Source organism: Streptomyces sp. MUSC 14, assembly GCF_001866675.1.
Classification (GTDB): domain Bacteria; phylum Actinomycetota; class Actinomycetes; order Streptomycetales; family Streptomycetaceae; genus Streptomyces.
This window is the reverse complement of record NZ_MLYN01000094.1, coordinates 1-21,097: the sequence shown is the minus strand read 5'-3', so window position 1 is coordinate 21,097 and position 21,097 is coordinate 1. Positions and strand designations below refer to the sequence as shown.

At 74.1% G+C, this 21,097-nt stretch carries 18 protein-coding genes and 1 pseudogene; 5 read left to right on the top strand and 14 right to left on the bottom strand.

What is annotated here, in order from left to right; genetic code table 11:
* The first annotated feature begins 87 nt into the window (after positions 1-87).
* From BIV25_RS43780 to BIV25_RS43770, 3 genes are all read left to right on the top strand, one after another.
* Positions 88-672: a TetR/AcrR family transcriptional regulator gene (locus tag BIV25_RS43780; RefSeq protein ID WP_071378176.1), complete on the top strand. Its 585-nt coding sequence runs from the start codon at positions 88-90 to the stop codon at positions 670-672.
* Positions 669-2,021, top strand: coding sequence for an MFS transporter (locus BIV25_RS43775; protein ID WP_071378175.1), 1,353 nt, complete (start codon positions 669-671; stop codon positions 2,019-2,021). The genes BIV25_RS43780 and BIV25_RS43775 overlap by 4 nt, the downstream gene beginning before the upstream one ends.
* Positions 2,022-2,407: 386 nt before the next feature.
* Positions 2,408-3,631 carry a serine hydrolase gene (locus BIV25_RS43770; protein WP_071378174.1) on the top strand — a complete coding sequence of 408 codons (1,224 nt, stop codon included), beginning with the start codon at positions 2,408-2,410 and terminating at the stop codon, positions 3,629-3,631.
* 61 nt (positions 3,632-3,692) lie between these two features.
* On the opposite strand, the gene ribA is transcribed toward BIV25_RS43770, so the two are convergent.
* Positions 3,693-4,364 (bottom strand): GTP cyclohydrolase II, encoded by a 672-nt coding sequence (gene ribA / locus BIV25_RS43765; protein ID WP_071378173.1) that lies wholly within the window; start codon positions 4,362-4,364, stop codon positions 3,693-3,695.
* A gap of 39 nt (positions 4,365-4,403) precedes the next feature.
* On the opposite strand from ribA, the gene BIV25_RS48715 reads away from it, so the two are divergent.
* Complete coding sequence (locus BIV25_RS48715) at positions 4,404-5,216, top strand: creatininase family protein (RefSeq protein ID WP_371273145.1); 813 nt, start codon at positions 4,404-4,406, stop codon at positions 5,214-5,216.
* 53 nt (positions 5,217-5,269) lie between these two features.
* On the opposite strand, the pseudogene BIV25_RS43760 reads toward BIV25_RS48715, so the two are convergent.
* The 5 genes and pseudogenes from BIV25_RS43760 to BIV25_RS43740 form a co-directional block, all read right to left on the bottom strand.
* Positions 5,270-6,238 (bottom strand): annotated as a pseudogene (locus BIV25_RS43760) (YbhN family protein); the annotation flags it as partial.
* Positions 6,235-7,392, bottom strand: coding sequence for a class I SAM-dependent methyltransferase (locus BIV25_RS43755; RefSeq protein WP_256257183.1), 1,158 nt, complete (start codon positions 7,390-7,392; stop codon positions 6,235-6,237). The gene BIV25_RS43755 and the pseudogene BIV25_RS43760, both read right to left, overlap by 4 nt.
* On the bottom strand, positions 7,389-8,573 hold the full coding sequence (locus BIV25_RS43750) for a glycosyltransferase family 4 protein (protein ID WP_071378214.1): 1,185 nt from the start codon (positions 8,571-8,573) through the stop codon (positions 7,389-7,391). Before BIV25_RS43750 ends, BIV25_RS43755 begins: the two co-directional genes overlap by 4 nt.
* Positions 8,574-8,578: 5 nt before the next feature.
* Entirely contained in the window at positions 8,579-8,977 is a 399-nt protein-coding gene (locus BIV25_RS43745; RefSeq protein ID WP_071378171.1) for a 6-carboxytetrahydropterin synthase, read from the bottom strand.
* Positions 8,978-9,089: 112 nt separating this feature from the next.
* Positions 9,090-10,079 carry a zinc-binding alcohol dehydrogenase gene (locus tag BIV25_RS43740; protein WP_071378170.1) on the bottom strand — a complete coding sequence of 330 codons (990 nt, stop codon included), beginning with the start codon at positions 10,077-10,079 and terminating at the stop codon, positions 9,090-9,092.
* Between the two features lie 107 nt (positions 10,080-10,186).
* On the opposite strand from BIV25_RS43740, the gene BIV25_RS43735 reads away from it, so the two are divergent.
* Positions 10,187-10,948, top strand: coding sequence for a CDP-alcohol phosphatidyltransferase family protein (locus BIV25_RS43735; RefSeq protein ID WP_071378169.1), 762 nt, complete (start codon positions 10,187-10,189; stop codon positions 10,946-10,948).
* Positions 10,949-11,019: 71 nt separating this feature from the next.
* On the opposite strand, the gene BIV25_RS43730 is transcribed toward BIV25_RS43735, so the two are convergent.
* From BIV25_RS43730 to BIV25_RS43690, 8 genes are all read right to left on the bottom strand, one after another.
* Positions 11,020-11,724 carry a YcnI family protein gene (locus BIV25_RS43730; protein ID WP_071378168.1) on the bottom strand — a complete coding sequence of 235 codons (705 nt, stop codon included), beginning with the start codon at positions 11,722-11,724 and terminating at the stop codon, positions 11,020-11,022.
* A gap of 737 nt (positions 11,725-12,461) precedes the next feature.
* Complete coding sequence (locus BIV25_RS43720) at positions 12,462-14,168, bottom strand: ABC transporter permease subunit (protein WP_071378166.1); 1,707 nt, start codon at positions 14,166-14,168, stop codon at positions 12,462-12,464.
* Between the two features lie 5 nt (positions 14,169-14,173).
* Positions 14,174-15,670: an ABC transporter substrate-binding protein gene (locus BIV25_RS43715; protein ID WP_071378165.1), complete on the bottom strand. Its 1,497-nt coding sequence runs from the start codon at positions 15,668-15,670 to the stop codon at positions 14,174-14,176.
* Between the two features lie 33 nt (positions 15,671-15,703).
* The gene (locus tag BIV25_RS43710) at positions 15,704-16,243 is read right to left on the bottom strand and encodes a GNAT family N-acetyltransferase (RefSeq protein WP_071378164.1); all 540 of its coding nucleotides are present in this window, start codon (positions 16,241-16,243) and stop codon (positions 15,704-15,706) included.
* Between the two features lie 104 nt (positions 16,244-16,347).
* Positions 16,348-17,712: a GH1 family beta-glucosidase gene (locus BIV25_RS43705; RefSeq protein WP_071378213.1), complete on the bottom strand. Its 1,365-nt coding sequence runs from the start codon at positions 17,710-17,712 to the stop codon at positions 16,348-16,350.
* A gap of 29 nt (positions 17,713-17,741) precedes the next feature.
* Entirely contained in the window at positions 17,742-18,581 is an 840-nt protein-coding gene (locus BIV25_RS43700) for a carbohydrate ABC transporter permease (RefSeq protein WP_071378163.1), read from the bottom strand.
* Positions 18,582-18,594: 13 nt separating this feature from the next.
* Entirely contained in the window at positions 18,595-19,587 is a 993-nt protein-coding gene (locus BIV25_RS43695; protein ID WP_071378162.1) for a carbohydrate ABC transporter permease, read from the bottom strand.
* 44 nt (positions 19,588-19,631) lie between these two features.
* A complete protein-coding gene (locus BIV25_RS43690) occupies positions 19,632-20,948 on the bottom strand; it encodes an extracellular solute-binding protein (RefSeq protein ID WP_071378161.1) in 1,317 nt (438 codons plus the stop codon).
* Between the last annotated feature and the right edge of the window lie 149 nt (positions 20,949-21,097).

The window sequence follows — 21,097 nt, the reverse complement described above, 5'->3', positions numbered from 1 at the left end:
ACGGTCAACTCGGCGGTGCGGGCCGCGCATTCCCGCGCACGACACCGCTAGTAGACAGTGTCTACCGAATCCTGGTAGACACTGTCCATGACTGAGTCCGAGAACGGGTTGCGGGAGCGTCTGGTCGACGTCGGGGTGGAGCTGCTGGCCGCCGAGGGGCCGGCGGCGCTCACCCTGCGGGAGATCGCACGGCGCGCCGGCGTCTCGCACGGGGCGCCACGCCGCCACTTCCCCACCCATCTGGAACTGCTGTCCGCCATCGCCCGCCGGGGCTTCGCCGACCTCGCCGAACGCGTGCGGCACACGCCCGTCAGCGGCACTTGCGCCAGGCCCCGGGCACAGGTGGCCGCGCTGGCGCGGACGTATCTGGAGTTCGCGCTGGAGAACCCGGGGATGTACGAGCTGATGTTCCGTCACGACCTGCTGGAAAGCGGACATCTGGGGCTCCGGGACACGAGCCTTCCGCTCTTCGCGCTGCTCGCCGGGCTGGTCGGCGAGGTACGGCCGGAGGCCGACGCCCGGCGGACGGCGGGGGCGCTGTGGGCGAACCTGCACGGGATCGCGCAGCTGTGGCGCTGGCGCAGTCTCCAACTCGCCCTGGACAGCGAGGACATCGGGCCGCTGCTCGACGCTGCCCTGGCGGCGCACCTGGGCCCGGAGGACGGGCGGTGAACCGGCGGTGGACGCTGGTGAGCAGTGTGGCGGGCGCGGTGGTCGTGGCGCTGGACGGTACGGTCCTGACGGTCGCGCAGCCGCGCCTGCAAAGGGAGTTGGGCGCCTCTTTCGCCGAGGTGCAGTGGTCCAGTACGGCGTATCTGGTGGCGGTGGCGAGCCTGCTGGTGTTCGCGGGGCGGCTCGGTGACCGGTACGGGCACCGGCGGGTGTTCGCGCTCGGCCTGCTGGGCTTCGGGGCGGCGTCGGCGGGGATCGGCCTCGCGCCCGGGGTGGGGTGGGTGATCGGGCTGCGGGCGGTGCAGGGGGTGTTCGGGGCGCTGTTGCAGCCGGCCACGCTGGGCATGCTGCGGGCGGCGTTCCCGCCGGAGCTGCTGGCGAAGCCGCTCGCCGTGCGGACGGCGGCGATCGGGCTGGCGGCGGCAGCGGGACCCGTGGTGGGCGGAGCGCTGGTGACGGGGCTGGGCTGGCGGGCGGTGTTCTTCGTGAACGTGCTGCCCGCGCTCGCCTTCGGCCTGCCGGCCCTGCTGCGCCCGGAGCGGGCCCCGGCCGTGGCCGGCGGGACGGCGCTGGACGTACCGGGTGCGGTGCTGCTCGCGGTCGCCCTGGCCGCTCTGGTGCACGCGCTGACCGCCGGAGCCGTCTCCTGGCCGGGGCTCGCCCTCGCCGGGGCCGCTGCCGCCGTCCTCGTCGGGCACGAGCGGCGCACGGCGAGTCCGCTGCTGCCGCCGGGCGTCGTCGGCTCACGGGTGGTCGCGGCCGCGCTCGGTGTCCTGGTCACGGTGTCGGCGTCGCTGTTCGGCGCGCTCTTCGTGGCCACGTACGTCCTCCAACGCGGCCTCGGGCTCGACCCGTTGCAGAGCGCGCTGCGCAGTCTGCCGCTGGCGGTGCTGATGGTGGCGTCCGCCGCGCTGTGCCCGGCGCTGCTGCGCCGCCTCGGCGCGCGCCGTACGACGGCGGGGGCGGCGGCGCTGCTCTCGCTCGGGGTCCTCGTGCTGTCGCAGGCCGCGTCCGCACCGGCGTTCGGCTGCGGATTCGCCCTGTTGGGCGCCGGGTTCGGGACCGTGATGGTGGCGGCCACGCATGCCGTCGTGACGGCGGCGGAGGTGGCGGTGTCCGGGGTGGCGGGCGGCTTGCAGCAGACGGCGCTGAACGTGGGTCCCGCCCTGGGCGTGGCCGCGGCGAGCGCACTGCTGAGCGCCGGAACCGAACCGGCCCTGCTCGTCCTCGCGGCCGTCGCGGCGCTCGGTGCACTGCCGGCCTGCACGCTGCCCCGGGCACGCGACGTCGCAACGGTCACCCCCACGGCCGGAGACCACCCCCGGCACCAAACTCCCGCACGCCCATGACCACCTGCCCCGGACACCGGAACCCGACCGGCACCGTTCACCGCCGCCACCGCCACCGCCACCGCCACCGCCACCGCCACCGCCACTGCCACCACCCTCGGCGGACCACCGGCCCACACACCGCCCCCGGCACACGAGACAGCCACAGTCACCCCCACGGCCGGAGACCACCCCCGGCACCAAACTCCCGCACGCCCATGACCACCTGCCCCCGGACACCAGAACCCGACCGGCACCACTCACCCCCGCCACGCGGCGTCGCGTCGGTCACACGCACCGTCGAAGATCACCTCCCGCACACCGCTTCTGCGCGACGATGAGCACCGGAGGCGGACCGGGCCCGGGGGCCGAGCGGGGCCGTGTACGGCGGCGAGCGGAGGAGAGCGATGGCGGGGCTGGGGCAGGAAGTCGAGCCGGGCGAGGCGGGGTTGGACGCTGCGGCGCTGGACCGGCTGGACCGGTACTTGGCCGAGCACGTGGACGCGGGGCGGCTGCCCGGGTTTCTGCTGGCCCTGGCCCGCGGCGGGCACGTCGCGCACCTCACGACGTACGGGCGGCGCGATGTCGCGGGCGAACTGCCGGTGGAGTCGGACACGTTGTGGCGGATCTACTCGATGACCAAGCCGGTCACCGCCGTGGCCGTGCTGCTGCTGGCGGAGGAGGGCCGGCTGGGCCTGGACGATCCGCTGGAGCGGTATCTGCCCGCGTTCGCCGAACCCCGGGTGTACGACGGCGGTTCGGGTGACGGCCTCACCACCCGGCCGGCCGCCGGACCGATCCGGATCCGTCATCTGCTCACCCACACGGCCGGGTTGACCTTCGGCTTCTACCATCAGCACCCGGTCGACGCCCTGTACCGCGACTCGGGGCTGGAGTACTCGGTGCCGCCGGGGGCCGATCTGGCCGAGACGGTCGAGGTGTACGCGCGGATGCCGTTGCAGTTCGAGCCGGGCACGCAGTGGAACTACTCGGTCGCCTCGAACGTGCTGGGCCGGGTGATCGAGGTGGTGTCCGGGCGGCCGCTGGACGCGTTCTTCGCCGAGCGGATCCTCGGCCCGCTCGGCATGAGCGACACCGCCTTCCACCTCGACCCCGGGCAGGAGCCCCGGCTGGCCGAGCTGTACCGGGAGACGGACGAGGGCGGGATCGCGCCGGTGCCGGGGCTGCCGGTGCGCGGCCGGCCGCGGTTCCTGTCGGGCAGTGGCGGCCTGGTCTCCTCGGCGTACGACTTCCACCGGTTCATGGAGATGCTGCGCCGCGGTGGCGAACTGGACGGCCTGCGGCTGCTGTCGGCGGACAGCGTCGCGCTGATGACCCGCAACCGGCTGCCCGGCGGCGCCGTCCTGCGCGCCTTCGGCGCCCCGGTCCACCAGGAGCCCGGCAACGACGGCCTGGGCTTCGGTTTCAACGTCTCCGTGGTGGTCGACCCGTCCCGCACCCTGGCCCCGTCCAGCCTCGGTACGTACGGCTGGACGGGCGCGGCCACGACCGCGTTCTGGGTGGACCGGGCCCACGAGCTGACGGTGCAGTTCATGACCCAGGTGCGCCCGAGGACGCTGAAGGTGTTCCCGCAGCTGCGGCGGCTGGTGAGCGAGGCGATGGTCGGCTGACCCCCGGACCGCAAGGGCCCCTCAGGAGCCCTCAGGAGCCCTCAGGAGCCGTCAGGAGCCCTCAGGAGCCGTGGGCGACGGCGTCCAGGTGCGGCAGGATGTGGTCCAGCCGCTCCCGTTTGGTGCGCAGATAGGTGATGTTGCTCTCGCACGGCTCGATCAGCAGCGGTACCCGCTCGGCGACCTGGATGCCGTGCCGGACGAGGGCCTCGCGCTTGCGCGGGTTGTTGGACATCAGCCGGACCGACCGCACGCCGAGGTCGCGCAGGATCTCGGCGGCGACGCGGTAGTCGCGGGCGTCGACGGGCAGGCCGAGCGCGAGGTTCGCCTCCACGGTGTCCAGGCCCTCGGCCTGGAGCGCCATCGCGCGGAGTTTGGCGAGCAGTCCGATGCCGCGGCCCTCGTGCCCCCTCAAGTACACGACGACGCCGCTGCCTTCGGCGACGACGGCGCGCAGCGCGGAGGCCAGCTGGTCGCCGCACTCGCAGTGCCGGGAGCCGAACGCGTCCCCCGTCAGGCATTCGGAGTGCAGCCGGGTCAGCACGTTCTCGGTGCCGATCTCGCCGTGGACCAGGGCGACTTGTTCGTCGCCGCGCTCGTGGTCCAGGTAGCCGATCGCCTGGAATTTCCCGTACACGGTGGGCAGCGGCGCATTCACGACGCGTTCCGTGTCCGTCCGCCCTGCGGACTTCGAGCCCAGTACGCCGATGTCGACGCCGGTGTTTTCTGTCATGATCTGATTCCTCAAGCGAGACGAAAGGCCGTGAAAAGAATGAGTGGTTCGGGCGTGCGGGCGGCGGCACATGAAGGGATGCACGGTATGCACGGCGTACTGCCGGCGGACACCACGCAGGACGTACGGGCGCGGGGGGCGGGCGTCACGGCGCAGGTCGCCGTCCTTCCCGTCGGCAGTTTCGAGCAGCACGGGCCCTTTCTTCCGCTGGCGACCGACACGCTGATCGCCTGTGCCGTGGCACGGGAGATCGCCGCCGCGTACCCGGTGCACCTCCTTCCTCCGGTGACGGTCTCCTGCTCGCACGAGCACGCCGGCTGGCCGGGGACCGTCAGCATCTCCTCGGTGACCCTCCACGCGGTGGTCACGGACATCGCGCGGTCGCTGCGCCGCGGCGGGGTCGACACGCTCGTCGTGGTCAACGGGCACGGCGGCAACTACGTCCTCGGCAACGTCGTGCAGGAGGCGTCCGCGCGCGGTGAGCGGATGGCGCTGTTCCCGGCCGTCGAGGACTGGGAGGAGGCCCGCGGGCGGGCGGGGGTGGAGACCTCGCTGCTCTCCGACATGCACGCCGGGGAAATCGAGACCTCGATTCTTCTGCACGCTCATCCCGAATTCGTCCGCCCTGGTCACGAGTCCGCCGATTTCCTCGCCGACGACCGTCGTCGACTGCTCACCGTGGGAATGTCCGCCTATACCGAATCGGGCGTCATCGGCCGTCCTTCCCTGGGGTCGGCGGAAAAGGGGAAGGAACTGCTGGCGAGCCTCGCGGAATCCTTCTCGGGGGTGTTCGCGCTGTTCACCGCGTCCGACGGCGACGGGGACGGGGACGCGGGGGCCGTACGCGGGTAGCCGCGCAGCCCGGCGTACCAGCGGGCGACGAGGACGACGGCGCCGGGCAGGCTCGCCACGAGGCTGAGCACGCCGTACACCACGGCGACGGCGACCCCGCTGTCCGCGCCCAGCCCCGCGGCCCCGAACGCCCAGGCGGTGACGCCCTCGCGGGGGCCGAAGCCGCCGATGTTCAGCGGCAGTCCCATGGCGACGAGGGCCAGGACGGCGAGCGGGACCAGGACGGCCACGGAGGCGGCGGAGCCGGCGACCCGGGCCGCGACGACGAACATCGCCAGATGTCCGGCCAGGACGAGGGCCGAGGACAGCGCGACCCCGGGCCCGGCCTGCCGGGACAGCAGCCCCTGCCGGGCCTCGCCGAGGCTCGCGCGCAGCGCGGTCCGGCGCCGGCCGGGGGCACGGTTCATACGGACGGCGAGGACGACGGCGAGGATGCCGGCGCCGGCCAGGGCGGCGAGCGGGGCGGCGGCGCGGACGTCGTCGCGGACCGGCGAGGGCAGGATCAGCAGGGCCGCCGCGCCGAACACGGCCAGCGCGATCTGTCCCGCGACCCGCTCCAGCACCACCGCCTTCACGCCGCGCCGCAGGTCTCCGGCGCTCTGCCCGTGCCGCACGGCGCGGTGCACGTCGCCCAGGATCCCGCCGGGCAGCGCCGCGTTCAGGAACAGCGCACGGTAGTAGTCGGCGACGGCGGGCCCGAAGGGCAGCCGGATCCGCAGACCCCGGGCCACCAACTGCCAGCGCCAGGCGCTCAGTACGGTGGTGGCCACGCCGATGCCGAGGGCGGCGAGGACGGCTGCGGTGTCGATCCGGCGCAGCCCGTCGAGCAGCGCGCCGGTGCCCAGCCGCCACAGCAGCGCGCCGAGGATGACGGCACCGGCGGCGGTCCCGAGGTGCGTACGCAGGGCACGGCCGTCGAGGCGCCGCGAGCCGGCGGCGGGCGGCGCGGCGGGGGCCGGGGCGGGTGCCTCGTCGTCCGCCGGTCCGGCACCCACGGGGTACGCGGTGGCCCGCGCCGTCATGAGGCGCCGTCCGTCGGGCGGGGCAGGGCCAGCAGGTCGCTGTGGTGGACGATCACCCGCAGCTCACCGGCGGCGCAGGCGGCGAGCCGGTCGCGCAGGTAGCGTGCCGCGGGCTCGGCGAGGGCGGCGCGCTGCTCCACGGCCGCGCCCACCCAGCCGCGCAGCCACTGTTCGGTCAGCGCGGCCTGCTCGGGGCCGAGGTGCCACGGGCTCGGGTGCACGCGGACGTCCGCGCCGCGCGCGGCGAACGCCTCGCGGGCCACGGTGACCGCGTCCGGGCCGAGCAGGTCCGTGCGCCGCTGGTGGGCGTTGAACGCCGCGGCGATCTCGGCGTCCAGCGGGTCGTGCGGGGTGAGCTCGACGCGTCCGGCGACGGACAGCGTGAGCAGCGCGGGGCACCCGGCGCCGGTGCACGCGTCGGCGAGGGCGACGATCTCCTCGCGGGTGAGGACGTCGAGCAGTGCGGAGGCGGTGACCAGCGAGGCGCCGCTCAGCGCGTCGGGGGTCAGCCGGGCCACGTCCCCGCGCCGGGTCTCGACGGTGACATGGCTGCCGTCGGCGGCGGAGCGCGGGCAGGCCACGGCGGCGAAGTGCAGCAGATAGGGGTCGCGGTCGTGCAGGACCCAGTGCTGGGCGCCGTCGAGGCGGGGCGCGAGCCAGCGGCCCATCGAGCCGGTGCCGCAGCCGAGGTCGTGCACGGCCACGGCGCCGGAGCGGCCCGGCAGGTCCGCCAGCCGGATCCGCAGCGGGCCCAGCAGGTCCTGCGCACGGGCGGCCGCGTCGGCGCCCTCCCGCAGTTGCAGCCACTCGGGCGCGTACCGGGGCGGTTCGTCGGGCTCGTCGTCCCGCAGCCGTACGGTGGCCCGCTCGCCCGGACGGCCGACGGGCCCGGCGCCGGGGACGGTGGACAGCACCGAGTCGGCCGCGGCGGCCGCGGGCCCCAGGTCGACGGCGCCCGTACCCGCCACCGTCGCACCGGTCGCCGTAGCACCGGCCGTCCTCGGACGGGGCTCGCCGGACGCCTCGCCGTCGGTCTCCTTGCGCGGCACGGACTCCACCTCGCTCTCACTCCCCCGCGGCAACTGCGTGCCCCTGGGCCCCGGTTGGGCCGGGATCGCGGCGGCCGCGTCCGTCACGGTGTCACGTGCCGTCATGCCGCACTCCCCGGGGTCCCGGGAAGGCGGCCGAGGACCGCGGCCAGGCTGCGGGCGGTGGCGGCCCAGCCGTCGAGCGCGGCGCGCCGGGCGCGGGCCGCGGCCTTGAGCCGGCGGCGTACGTCGGGCTCGCCGAACCAGCCGCGCAGTTCGGCGGCGAGCGCGCCGGGGTCCTCCGGCGGGACGAGGATGCCGGGCACCCCGCCGTCGGGGGCCCGGCCGACCGCCTCCGGCACGCCGCCGACGTCGGTGGCGAGCACCGGGATGCCGCGGGCCAGCGCCTCGGTCACCGCCATGCCGTAGGTCTCGGCGTACGACGTCAGGACCATCAGGTCGGCGGCGGCGTAGGCGGCGTCGAGGCCGGCGCCGGAGCGCGGGCCGCTCAGGTGCAGCCGGTCGGTGAGGCCGTGCCGGGCAATCAGTTCCCGCAACTGGGCGACGTACGCGGGGTCGTGGACGAGTCCGCCGACGCATTCACAGGTCCACGGCAGGTCACGGACCGCCGCGAGGGCCTCCACGAGCCGGTGCTGGCCCTTGCGCGGGGTCACGGCGGCGACGCACAGCAGCCGGGAGACGCCGTCGGTGCCGGGCGCGAGGGGCGCGATGTCGGCGCCGGGCGGGGCGACATGGACCCGGTCGGGAGCGAGGCCGTGGTGGGAGACGAGCCGGCGCACCGCCCAGTCGCTGGTCGCGACGACGGCGGGGACGGCGCGCAGCACGGCCCGTTCGCGGACGTCGAGGTCGGCGGCGGCCCGCGGGTCGAGGCCGGTCTCGTCGCCGAGCGGCAGATGCACCAGCACCGCGAGGCGCAGCCGTTCGGCCTGAGGGGTGACGATCTCGGGTACGCCGCAGGCGACGAGTCCGTCGAGCAGGACGATCGCGTCGTCCGGCAGGTCCCGCAGGGTGCGGGCGAGTGCCTCGCGGGCGCTGCGGTCGGGGCGGGGCCAGCCGCCGGCGGCGCTGTGCCGGGTGACCTGCCAGCCGAAGCCGGGCAGGTCGAGGCAGAGCCTGCGGTCGTAGGCGTTGCCGCCGCTGGGTGCGGCCGGGTCGTCGACGCCCGCCGGCATGACGAAGTGCACGGTGCGCAGGGACATGGGGACGATTCCGGCGTGCTGCTCGGCTGCGGTGGGCTGTGCGGGCACGTAGGACAGCCGCGCCCGCTCGACGGTCGTGTCGGACACTTCGGTCACAGGGCACGCTCGTAACTCGCCCAGGCGATGTGCGACTCGTGGAGGGTGACCGACAGGGCGGCGAGACCCTTGGCTCCCTCGCCGAGGTTGCCCTTGTGGACGCGTTCGGCGAGCCGGTCGGCGATGACCTTGGCGAGGTACTCGGTGGAGGTGTTGACGCCGGCGAAGTCGGGTTCGTCGTCGAGGTTGCGGTAGTTCAGCTCGGCCGTGATCAGGCGCAGTTCCTGGGTGGCGAGGCCGATGTCGACCACGATGTTGTCCTGGTCCAGCTGTTCGCGACGGAAGGTGGCGTCCACGAGGAACGTGGCGCCGTGCAGTTTCTGCGCGGGTCCGAACACCTCGCCGCGGAAGCTGTGGGCGATCATGATGTGATCGCGGACGGTGATGCTGAACAACGGACGACCCTCCAGGTGCGGCGCGTCTGGTCCCCCCGGACCGTGACTGCCCGGGGATGACGTCTAGTACGGCTCTTCGCTTCCCCGTGTTCAGCCCTCTCTCACTCTTTTCTCAGGTCAGATGGGCCTCGGCGTACCGGATGCGGTGGCACAGGGCCGGGATGCCGCCGCCGGCGAGCCGTGGCATGACGTCGGGGAGTTGCTCGAACGCGCTCTCCCCCGTGACGAGCGCGTCCAGGGCCGGGTCGGCGAGCAGGTCGAGGGCGAGTGCCATCCGGTCGGCGTAACCGCGGCCGGGGCGGGCGGCCGGGGAGACCGTGCCGACCTGGCTGCTGCGCACGGTGAGGCGGCGCGAGTGGAAGGCCTCGCCGAGCGGCAGGCTCACGCGCCGGTCGCCGTACCAGCTCAGCTCCACGACGGTGCCGTCGGGTGCGAGGAGTTGCAGGGCGCGGGTGAGGCCGGCCTCGCTGGCGCTGGCGTGGACGACGAGGTCGCAGTCGCCGAGGGCGCCGTCGGGGGTCGCGAAGTCGACGCCGAGGGCCGCGGCGGTCTTCGCGCGGGCCGGGTCGGCGTCGACGAGCTGGAGGCGGATGCCGGGGAAGCGGGCGAGCAGGGCGGCCACCGAGCAGCCGACCATGCCGCCGCCGACCACGGCGATCCGGTCGCCGATCAGCGGCGCGGCGTCCCACAGGGCGTTGACGGCGGTCTCGACGGTCCCGGCGAGCACGGCCCGTGCGGCGGGCACGGACTCGGGTACGACGGTGACGGCGTTCACCGGGACGACGTAACGGCTCTGGTGCGGGTACAGGCAGAAGACCGTACGTCCCATCAGGTCGGCCGGGCCCTGTTCGACCGTGCCGACGCTGAGGTAGCCGTACTTCACCGGGCCCGGGAAGTCGCCCTCCTGGAACGGCGCCCGCATCACGGCGTGTTGGCCGGGCGGCACCTGGCCGCGGAAGACGAGCGTCTCGGTGCCGCGGCTCACCCCGGAGTACAGCGCGCGCACCAGGACCTCGCCCTCGGCGGGCTCCGCGAGGGTGACGTCGCGCAGTTCTCCGTGGCCGGGCGAGCGCAGCCAGAACGCGCGGGCCGAGCGGTTCATCGGCATCCTCCTGAACAGTGGGCACGTTGTTCACGTACCGAGAAGTGCACAGGCCGCGCACAGTACGCGGCGTTGATCGACTCTGTCACTCGGCCGGAGGGTGTGCGGTGGCCCTGAACAACACGTATGACGCGAGGCTCCAGCAGGAGACCGCTGTGGGAGCGGGCGTACAGATCCTGCTGCTGGCTCTGCTCGGCACGGCCATAGGGATGGGGCCGGCCGGCTGGCTGACGGGGCTGGCGTTCGCGTTCGCCACCTGGGCCGTGCTGGCCCGCGCCCTGCACCGCTCCCGCCTGCGCTCCTTCGGCCCGGCGAACCGGGTCACGCTCGGCCGGGCGACCCTGGTGGGCGGGGTGACCGCGCTCGTCGCGGACTCCTTCGAGAGCTCGCCGCCGGTGACCGTGCTGGTCGGCCTGACGGCCGTCGCCCTGCTCCTGGACGGCGTCGACGGCCAGGTGGCCCGCCGCACGGGGACGTCGACGCCGCTCGGGGCGCGCTTCGACATGGAGGTCGACGCGTTCCTGATCCTGGTGCTGAGCGTCTATGTCTCGACGCAGCTGGGCGCGTGGGTGCTGCTGATCGGCGGCATGCGGTACACGTTCGTCGCGGCCGCGCGCCTCGCCCCCTGGCTGAACGCCCCGCTGCCGCCCTCGTTCGCCCGCAAGACGGTGGCCGCGGTGCAGGGCATCGCCCTCCTGGTGGCGGGCGCCGAGCTGCTGCCGCACCTGGCGAACCTCGCGATCGTCCTGCTGGCCCTGGGCTCCCTGGTGTGGTCCTTCGGGCGTGACGTGCACGGGCTGTGGCGTACGTCGCGTGCGCCGCTGCGGGTGCCGGCCGAGGCCCCGGTGCTGGAGCTGGCCGCGCGCTGAACGGCGGCGGACAGGACGAAGGGCCCGGACCGGGGATACCGGTCCGGGCCCTTCGCGCCGGCTGTTCGCGGCTACGCCTGCGGCTTCCGGTTCCGTACGAGCGCGAAGGCCGCGGCGGCGAGGCCGAGGACGCCGACGACCAGTCCGGCGACGCCGAGTCCGCGGGCCGTGGAGTCGGCGGAGCCGGCGGCCCGGGTGGTGGTGGCGCTCTTGGCGGGAGTGGCCGCGGCGGCGTCACCGGCCGTCAGTCTGAGGACGGGCGCAGGGTTCTCCGGCTCGCCGCCGGCGGTGGGCTCCTCGATCCAGCGGACCGCCTTGCCGTCGGAGTAGGTCTGGAGTGTCTTGAAGACCAACGTGCCGGTGTCGGAGGGGAGTTGACCGAAGGCGACGTCGAAGTCCTCGTACTGTCCGGCGCCGGTCTTCCCGCCGGTGAAGGTGATCTCGGAGGCGGCCTCGGTGATGGTGCCGTCGTCGGTCTTGACCGGCGTCCTCAGCTTGGCCGTGGTGACCTTGGCGGTCCAGCCGTCCTGCGGGTGGACGAGGACGCCGAGGACGGGGTGGTCGGTGGGCAGGAAGACCTGGACCTTGGTGGTGGAGGCGGTGTCCTCCTCGTTGGGCACGCGGAAGGTGAGGACGCCGTCGGTGGCGCCCTTGGCGTAGCTGTCGGGGTGGACGGTGACGTGCGCAAAGGCGGCACCGGCGGCGAGGAGCACGGTGGCGGCGGCACCGGCGACGACGGTCGCGGCGCGGCGCAGGGCCGGACGTGTGGCGGACACGGTGGATCGGTCTCCGTACGGGTGACGTGGGGGAAGGGGCGGATCGGGTACGGGACCGGGGCCGGGGGTCCGCGCCGGCTGACCGCGTGCCGCAGCAGGGTACGGCGGGGCGGGGCGGGCTCGGCCGGGAGGCACGGGGGGTGCGGGGCGGGGGCGGGCAGCGGGGCGTCGCGCCACCAGGCGGCGAGCCCGTGGACGAGGCCGGCGGTGCGGCGCAGCAGCGACCACAGGGCGGCCTCGCCCCGCCGCAGCCACCAGGAGGCGGCGAGCGCGGCGAGGAGATGGGCGGCGGTGGCGTGGGCCGTGGTGTGCGCGGGCACCGTCGCGTGGGCGTGTGCCGCGCCGGCCATGGCGGGGCCGTGCATGAGCGCCCTGGCGCGGCCGCGGGTCCGCTGCCGCCGCGGGCCGTGTCGAAGGCGATGTGCAGGGCGGCCTGGGTGGCCAGCATGGTGGTGCCGATGCCGGTGAGGGAGCGTTCGCGGGCGCCGAGGATCCAGCCGAGCGTGAACACCGCGGCGCATCCGGCCGCGTCGGCCCACAGGGGCGGCATGGCCCCCATGGCGAGTCCGTGCCCGGCGGCGGCGAGCAGCACGCACACCACGGCGAACACCGCGGCACGCAGACCTCACACCGCCGGCGACGCACTCATGGTGAGGGAGTCTCCCACGGTCGGGTGATACGTGGGGCGGGGGCGCCGTGTTCAGCCGGGTGCGCCCGCTCGTCGGGACGGCGCCCGCTCAGCGGGGTGAGGGGCGCGTTGGGCGTCGTACGGCCGCCGCCGAGGTGACGGCGAGCGCACCGAGGACGGCGAGGACGGCGGCGGGGGCGAGGACCGCCCAGGGGGCGCGCTCGGCGTAGGGCTGGTTCTCGGCGAGGAGGCGGCCCCACTCGGGGGACGGCGGCTGGGTGCCGAGGCCGAGGAAGCCGAGTGAGGCGAGGGCGAGGGCGGTGCCGGGCAGCCGGAGCAGGGCGTGCCGGGTGACGGGCGGGACGACGGCGGGCAGGAGCTCGTGGCGCAGCCGGTACCAGCGGCCGGCGCCGAGGCCGCGGGTGGCGGTGAGGTGCGGGGCGGCGCGTTCCTGGCGCAGGAGGGCGCCGGTGTGGGTGGCGAGGGGGGCCCAGGCGACGGCGGCGACGGCGAGCGCGGGGGTGGCCGGGCCGCCGCCGGCGACGGCGGTGACGAGGAGTGCGGCGAGGACCGGCGGTACGGCGTTGACGGTGTCGGCGAGCGGCCCGGACAGCCGGGGCAGCAGTCCGAGCAGCAGCCCGGCCAGCAGGCTGCCGACGCTCAGGGCGAGGGCGAGCAGCAGGGTGTCGAGGGCGCCGTGGGCGATACGGGCGAGCAGGTCGCGGCCGAGCGCGTCGGTGCCGAACGGGTGGGCGGCGCAGGGTGGTTGGAGACGGGCGGTGGTGTCGAGGGCGAGCGGGTCGCGGGGCAGGCCGGCGACGAGGACGGCCAGCAGTACGGCGGCGAGGAGGAGCGGCGTGGTGGCCCGCGCGGGCACGCCGGCCGGGGGCGGTGCGGGTATGGCGCCGTCCTTGAGGGCGGGTCCGACGACCAGGCGCACACCGAGCCGGGCGGCGCCGGCGGACAGTGCGGCGAGGAGCACCAGGCAGAGGGTGCCGGTCTGGAGGACGGGCAGGTCCTGGGCGAGGGCGGCCTGGAGGGTGGTGCGGCCGAGGCCGGGGATGTCGAAGAGCTGCTCGACGGCGACGGCGCCGCCGGTCATGCCGACGACGAACAGGGCGGTGCTGGGCAGCAGTCCGGGCAGGACGCGCCGGACGGCCTGCCGGGCGATCGAGCGGGCGGGCAGTCCGCGCGCCCGTGCGGCCCGCACCCAGGGTTCGGCGAAGGCGCCGGGCAGCTGGTCGTCGAGGAGCCGGCCGAGGACGGCGCCCGCGGGCAGGCCGAGGGCGAGGGCGGGCAGGACGGTGTGGCGCGGGCCGTACCAGCCGAGGGCGGGCAGCCAGCCGAGCTGGACGCCCACGACGGTGGCGAGCACGGAGGCGGTGAGGAACTCCGGGAGCGTGGCGAGCATCGCGGAGCCGGCGCCGCCGGGCCGGTCGCGGCCGCCGCGGTGCAGGGTGCGGGCGCAGACGGCGGCCGCGGTGCACAGGGCGACGGCCAGGGCGACGGTCATCAGCAGCAGGGAGGCGCCGAGCGCCTGGAGCACGGCCGGTCCGACGTCGGCGCCGGAGAGCCAGGACCGCCCGGCGTCCCCGCGCACCAGTCCGCCGAGCCAGCGCCCGAGCAGGAGCAACGGCCCGTCGTCCAGGTGCAGTTGGCGGCGGACGGCGGCGAGCACCTCGGGGTCGGGGTCGCGGTCCTGGGCGCGGGCCTTGAGGACGGTGAGCGCGGGATCGGTGCGGGTCAGCCAGGGCAGCAGCCCGATCCCGCACACCAGGGCCCCGGCGAGCGAGACCCGCCACAGCATGCTGCGCATGTCGCTCAGCGCCGGGTGCCGGTGCCGACGAGGGTGCGCTCGTAGGGGTCGAGGAGCACCCCCTGGACCGCGCCGGAGACGCCGGTGACGACGCGCTGGTGGACCAGCGGTACGACGGTGTCGGTGCCGAGGATCGCCGCCTCGGCGCGCAGTGCGGCGGTCCGCCGTCCGGCGGGGTCGGCGGTGCGTTCGGCGGCGGCCACGGCCCGGTCGACGGCGCGGTCGCACAGCAGGGCCAGGTTGTAGCCGCCGTCGCAGGTGTAGTCGCTCGCCAGGACGGCGACGGGGTCACCGGTGTCGACGAGGCTGTTGCGGGCGAGGACGAACGCGTCGAACTTCCCGTCGAGGGCGTCGCCCTCCAGTCGCCCGTACTCGCGCACGACGAGCTTCACCCGGAAGCCCGCCTTCTCCAGCTGCTGCTTCAACACCTGGGCGACTTCGGGGAGTTCGGGCCGGTTGTCGTAGGTGGCGAGGGTGAGGACGGTGCCGTCGGGCCGCTTCGCGGCGGCCCGGCCGGCGGGCTCGACGTGCTTGCCCTCGGCCCAGGTGACGGCGGGCCCGTAGATCCCGGCGCCGCGGTCGGCGTGGCCCTCGTACACGCCGCGTGCGAGGCCGGCGGTGTCGACGGCGGCGCGGGCGGCGGCCCGCAGGCCGGCGTCGCGCAGCGGTCCGGAGCGGGAGTTGAGCAGCAGGCTGGTCGTGCGCGTGGTGGCGGTCTCCCGCCGGGTTCCCGGCGCCAGGGTGGCGGCCTGGGCGACGGGTACGGCCTCGGCGATGTCGGTGTCGCCGCTGCGCAGGGCGTTGGTGCGGGCGGTGCCGTCGGCGACGAAGCGGACGTCGATGCCGCCGGCCCGGGCGCGCCCGCCCCAGTAGGCGTCGTAGCGGTCGAGGGTGGCGGAGACGGTGCCGTTCACCTTCTTCAGGACGAAGGGCCCGGTGCCGCTGCCCACCGGATCGACGGCGTCCTTGCGGGCGTACGCCGTGGCGGACAGGACGGCGAGGCCGGGGCTGGACAGCCGCAGGGGCAGGATCGGGTCGGGCCGTTCGGTGGTGACGCGCAGCCGGCGGGCGTCCACCGCACGGGCGGTCAGCGCGACACCGGTCAGGGCGGCCGGGGCGGGGCGGGCCGCGGCGGCGCGGGCGAGGGAGGCGGCGACGGCCCGTGCGGTGACGTCGGTGCCGTCGTGGAAGGTGGCCTTGCGCAGGGTGAACAGCCAGCTGCCGTCGCCCTCCTGCCGCCAGGAGGTGGCGAGGGCGGGCGCGGCGGCGCCGTCGCCGTCGAGCGCCGTCAGCCCCTCGGTGACGCCGAGCCGGGTGAGGATGGTGCCGTCGGCGCCGTACGGGGAGAGCCGCTCGGCGGGCGGGAAGGCGAGCGCGACGCGCAGCCGGGCACCGCCGCCGGTACCGCCGGCGCGGTCGTCGCCCGTGCCGGGCGCGAAGCAGCCTGCCAGCAAGGGGGTGAGCAGAAGGGCGGCGAGCAGCCGGGGACGCGGGAGAGACATGATCCTCGGTTCGTTGCGGTTTCTTGTGATGCGTTACGGTTCGCTGCGGACGGGCAGCTCGAAGTGCACGAGGCGCTGCGGGCGTTCGGGGTCCGTCCGCTCGTCGTGGACGGGTTTGCCGAGCGACCGCCAGAACGCCTCGGCGCCGGGGACGGCCGGATCGGTGTGCAGATACACGGCCCGGTACCCGCCGTCCGCCGCGGCGAACTCCACGAGCCGCTCGACCAGTTCCCGCGCGATCCCCCGCCTGCGGTGCGCGGGCCGTACGTACACCCGGCGCAGCTGCGCGGTCGGCCCCGACGGATACCGCTCGGCCAGCCACCGCGGATTCGGCGGCCACGCGGGCCCGCGCGCGTCGAGTGCGCCGGTCCCCACCACCTCCCCCGCCCGGTCGACCGCGACGAACAGCGCGTGCCGCACGGGTACGAGGTAGGCCCCGGCGGGATCGACGATGTCGGCGTGCCAGCGGGGCACGTATCCGGTCCCGAAGTCGCGGTAGACGGTGTCGAGCATGACGGAGCGCGCGCCGTCGAGGTCGGTGGGGGTCGCGGCCCTGATGCTCAATGAGTGCACTTGCACATCATATGCATTAAGTGGGGAGTTCCCGCCCGCCGGGGGCGGGGAGCCGGTGGGCACGGACTCCCGCATCCGCGCCCACCGGCCGTACGGGGGCCGGGTCAGGCGGCCCGGCGGGTGCGGCCCCGGTGGACGCGGACGATGTCCGCGTACCGGTGGCCGCTGCCCTTGATGGTGCGCACCTGGGTGCGGTAGTCGACGTGGACCAGGCCGAAGCGCTTCGCGTAGCCGTACGCCCACTCGAAGTTGTCCAGCAGGGACCAGGCGAAGTAGCCGGCGAGCGGGGCGCCCCTGCGGGCGGCGGCGGCGCAGGCGGCGAGGTGCTGCTCCAGATAGGCCTGACGCTCGGGGTCGTCGACGCTGCCGTCGGGGCGGACCAGGTCCTCGAAGGCCGAGCCGTTCTCGGTGACGTAGATCTTCCGCGCGCCGTACTCCTCGGTGAGCCGGAGCAGCAGCGTCTCGATGCCGCTCGCGTCGATCTCCCAGTCCATGCCGGTGCGCGGTACCCCCTCGCGGCGCACGGCACGGACGTACGGCGCCGGGCCGTCGGGGGCGTCGGCGACGTGGGCGGGGAAGTAGTAGTTCAGGCCGAGCCAGTCCAGCGGGGCGGCGATGGCGGCCGCGTCGCCCTCCCGGAGGGGAAGGTCGACGCCGTACGTCTCGACCATGTCGGCGGGGAAGCCGCGGCCGTGCACCGGGTCGAGCCACCAGCGGTTGACGTGGCCGTCCTGGCGGCGGGCCGCCGCGACGTCCTCGGGGCGGTCGGTGGCCGGGTGGATGGTGGAGAGGTTGTTGACGATGCCGATCTCGGCGCCGGGCGCGGCGGCCCGCACCGCCCGGACGGCGAGGCCGTGGCCGAGGAGCAGGTGGTACGAGGCCCGTACGGCGGCGGTCACATCGGTCAGACCCGGGGCCATCTTGCCCTCCAGATGGCCGATCCAGGCGGAGCAGGAGGGCTCGTTGAGGGTCGCCCAGAGCTTCACGCGGTCGCCGAGGCGGCCGGCGACCGCCGAGGCGTACTCGGCGAACGCGAAGGCCGTGTCCCGCTCGGGCCAGCCGCCGCGGTCCTGGAGCGTCTGCGGCAGGTCCCAGTGGTAGAGCGTGACGGACGGCGTGATGCCCGCCTCCAGCAGCGCGTCCACCAACGCGTCGTAGAAGGCGAGGCCCTTGGGGTTGACCGGGCCCGTGCCGGCAGGGACGACGCGCGGCCAGGCGACGGACAACCGGTAGGCGTCGACGCCGAGTCGACGCATCAGGGCGATGTCCTCGCGCCAGCGGTGGTAGTGGTCGCAGGCGACGTCGCCGGTGTCGCCGTTCGCGGTCCTTCCCGGGGTGTGGGAGAAGGTGTCCCAGATCGAGGGCGCCCGGCCGTCCTCGGCGACGGCCCCCTCGATCTGGTACGCCGCGGTCGCCGTGCCCCACAGGAAGCCGGGCGGGAAGGCGGCGAGGTCGATGCGTTCGGACACGGAAGTCCCTTCGGAGTACGCGGGATCGGTCACTTGACGGCGCCCGCCGTCAGACCGGCGACGAGATAGCGCTGGAGCAGCAGGAACCCGGCCACCACGGGCACGCTGACGACCAGCGAGGCGGCCATGATCTGGTTCCAGTAGACGTCGTAGAGGGTGGAGTAGCCCTGGAGGCCGACGGCGAGGGTGCGGGTGGTGTCGTCGGTCATCACCGACGCGAAGAGCACCTCGCCCCACGCGGTCATGAAGGCGTAGACCGCGACCGCGACGATGCCGGGGACCGCGGCCGGCACGACGATGCGCAGCAGCGCGCCGAGCGGGCCGCAGCCGTCGACCAGCGCCGCCTCGTCCAGATCGCGCGGCACCGAGTCGAAGTAGCCGGTCAGCATCCAGATGGAGAAGGGCAGCGAGAACGTCAGATACGTCAGGATCAGGCCGCCGCGGGAGCCGAACAGGGCGATGCCGGTGGCGTTGCCGATGTTGACGTAGAGCAGGAACAGCGGGAGCAGGAAGAGGATGCCCGGGAGCATCTGCGTCGACAGCACGGTCACCGTGAACACGCGCTTGCCGCGGAAGTCGTAGCGGCTGACGGCGTAGGCGGCGAACACGGCGACGACCACCGAGCAGACGGTCGCCGCGACCGACACGGTCAGCGAGTTCACGAAGTAGCGGGCGAGCGGGACGGTCGACCAGATGTCGATGTACGGCCGGATCGTCAGCCCGCTGGGCAGCCAGCGGAACGTCCCGGTGACGTCGGCGAGCGGTTTGAGCGAGCTGGACACCATCACGTACACCGGGATCAGCACGAAGCCGGTGAGCAGGGTGAGGAAGATCCGCCGGGTCCACAGGAACGAACGCGGGGGCGTCATGGGCGAGTTGGCGCTAGCCACGGGCGGGCCTCCGTCCGCGCGAGGTGAGCAGCAGGTACCCGCCCGTCACGACGAGCAGGAAGAGCAGCAGCAGGACGGACATCGCGGAGCCGGTGCCGAAGTTCCAGGTGACGAAGGACGCCTGGTAGATGTGGACCGAGATGAGGTCGGCGGCGGCCGGGGCGGCCTTGCCGAACAGGACGTACGGCGTGTTGAAGTCGTTGAACGTCCACAGGAACAGCACCAGGACGAGCACCTGGTTGACCGGGCGCAGCGAGGGAAGCGTGATGCGGCGGATCTGCTGCCACACCCCGGCGCCGTCCAGTGCGGCCGCCTCGTACAGCTCCCGTGGGATGTTCTGGAGTCCGGCCGTCACGATGAGGAAGGCGAACGGCCAGCCCTTCCACACCGACACGGTCAGCAGGGCGTAGAAGCTGTTGTCGCCGATGAGCCAGAAGGAGCGCGTGTCGGTGAGGTGGAGCTGGTCGTGCAGGACGTGGTTCACCAGGCCGTTGTCGTGCTGGAACATGAACACCCAGGTGATGACGGCCGCGTAGACGGGCAGCGCGTACGGCACCAGGAACAGGGTGCGCAGCAGGCCGCGGCCGCGGAAGGCGTCCTGCATGAGGACGGCGGCGGCGGTGCCGATCAGCCAGCACAGGGCGACCGAGAGCAGCGTGAAGCCGACGGTGACGAGGAAGGAGTGCAGCAGGGCCTTGCCGACGGGGGCGTGGAAGTCCACCGACATCTTGTAGTTGCCGAGGCCGGACCAGGGGGCGGTGCCCCAGTCGCGGATGTAGAACTGGGTGAGTTCCTTGAAGCTCATCACGATGCCGACGGCCATCGGCACGAGATGGACGAGCAGTTCGAGCACGAGCGCGGGCAGCAGGAGCAGATAGGGCAGAGCGGCGCGGCGGATCCGCCCGGTGCGGCGGCGGGGTACGTGCGCCGCCGCGCCCGGGGGTGTCTCGCGCACCGTCTCCGCGGAGGCGGTGGTCGTCGTCATCGCCGTCCTCGTCGTCGGCGGCGTCGGCGTCGTCATCGGACCGCTCACGCCGCCGGCATCTGCTGCTGGGCCTTCTCCAGTTCGGCCCTGACCGAGCCGGTGGTCACCGCGCGGCCGGCGGCGGCGTCGGCGAACAGGTTCTTGACGGCCGTACCGACCGTCGTCTCGTACTGCGACTCGGCGGGGACCTGCGGCATCGCGGCCGCGGACGCGGAGAGGGTGTTCTTCAGCACCGCGTCGGCCGGCGTGCCGAACGCGGCGTCCGCCTGCGCGGACGTGACCGGCGGGATGGAGCTGTAGGCCTTGTTGAGGATCTTCTGCTCCGCGTCGGAGGTCATGAACTTCACGAACCGCGTGGCGCCGTCGAGGTTGCGGGTGTTCTTGAAGACGGCCAGGTTGATGCCCATGAAGGCAGAGTTGACCTGGGTGCCGCTGCCCGGCGTGCCGGAGATCACGGGCACCGGCGCGATGCCGTAGGAGTCGGCGTTCATGCCCTGGGAGGTGAGGTTGGCGGCGGCCGACTGCCACAGCAGCATGGCCTGCCTGCCCTTGGCGAAGTCGCTGACGGACTGGTTCTGCGCGTACTCGGCGTCGCCGGTCGGGATGGCCTTGTCCGTGGCCATCAGGTCGACGTAGCTCTTGACCGCGTCGACCACCTTGGGAGAGGTGAAGTCGGGCTTGCCGTCGGGGGTGAAGAAGGCGGCGCCGCGCTGCTGGGCGAAGACGAAGACGTGGTGGATGTTCTCCGAGGGGTTCGCGCCCTCGGCCCCGAGCGCGGACTTGCCCCTCGCGTCGATCTTCTTGCTGTCGGCGACCAACTCGTCCCAGGTGGCGGGCGGTCGGGAGATTCCGGCGTCGGCGAAGATCTTCTTGTTGTAGTAGAGGGCGTACGCCATCGAGTACAGCGGGATCGCGGCCGGGTCCTTGCCGCGGACGCCGGTCGAGTCGAGCGCGGCGGCGGCGAAGCGGTCCTTGCCGCCGATCTTCGCGAGGTTCTCGGCGTCCCACGGCAGCAGCGCGCCGGTCGCCTGGAGCGAGGCGCTCCAGGTGTTGCCGATGTTCAGCACGTCCGGGCCCTGGCCGGAGGTGGTGGCGGTGAGGATCCGGTTGAGCAGGTCGGACCAGGGCACGACCTCCAGCTTCACCTTGATGCCGGTCTGCTTCTGGAACGTGGCGAGTTCGGGCCCCAGCACCTGCTGGTCCACGGCGATGCTGGCGCCCTGGTTGGAGGCCCAGTACGTCAGCGTCTTCGGGGAGTCGTTCGACCCGCCCCCGGTCGCGGAACCGCCGCCGCAGGCCGTCGCCGCGAGGGCGAGAGACAGGGCGACGGCGCCGGTGGCCCCGGCTCGGATTCTGCGCATGGCTGACTCCCGAAAGCTCCTCATGGCTTAATTTAGGACGTGAGTTAAACCCCGGAAACGGCGTTCGTCAAGAGGTTGGGCACGGGTGGGGGCAGTCGTGATGAAGTCGTGTGCCGGGAGGGGGTGTTGGGGGGCGGTCAGGGTGTTGG

Excerpts from the sequence above, each read along its gene's own strand:
- BIV25_RS43770 (WP_071378174.1), top strand. The coding sequence starts at position 2,408 with ATGGCGGGGCTGGGGCAGGAAGTCGAGCCGGGCGAGGCGGGGTTGGAC.
- BIV25_RS43720 (WP_071378166.1), bottom strand. The coding sequence starts at position 14,168 with ATGCGCAGCATGCTGTGGCGGGTCTCGCTCGCCGGGGCCCTGGTGTGC.
- BIV25_RS43715 (WP_071378165.1), bottom strand. The coding sequence starts at position 15,670 with ATGTCTCTCCCGCGTCCCCGGCTGCTCGCCGCCCTTCTGCTCACCCCC.
- BIV25_RS43780 (WP_071378176.1), top strand. The coding sequence starts at position 88 with ATGACTGAGTCCGAGAACGGGTTGCGGGAGCGTCTGGTCGACGTCGGG.
- BIV25_RS43690 (WP_071378161.1), bottom strand. The coding sequence starts at position 20,948 with ATGCGCAGAATCCGAGCCGGGGCCACCGGCGCCGTCGCCCTGTCTCTC.
- ribA (WP_071378173.1), bottom strand. The coding sequence starts at position 4,364 with ATGACAGAAAACACCGGCGTCGACATCGGCGTACTGGGCTCGAAGTCC.
- BIV25_RS43700 (WP_071378163.1), bottom strand. The coding sequence starts at position 18,581 with ATGACGCCCCCGCGTTCGTTCCTGTGGACCCGGCGGATCTTCCTCACC.
- BIV25_RS48715 (WP_371273145.1), top strand. The coding sequence starts at position 4,404 with ATGAGTGGTTCGGGCGTGCGGGCGGCGGCACATGAAGGGATGCACGGT.
- BIV25_RS43740 (WP_071378170.1), bottom strand. The coding sequence starts at position 10,079 with ATGAACCGCTCGGCCCGCGCGTTCTGGCTGCGCTCGCCCGGCCACGGA.
- BIV25_RS43755 (WP_256257183.1), bottom strand. The coding sequence starts at position 7,392 with ATGACGGCACGTGACACCGTGACGGACGCGGCCGCCGCGATCCCGGCC.
- BIV25_RS43695 (WP_071378162.1), bottom strand. The coding sequence starts at position 19,587 with ATGACGACGACCACCGCCTCCGCGGAGACGGTGCGCGAGACACCCCCG.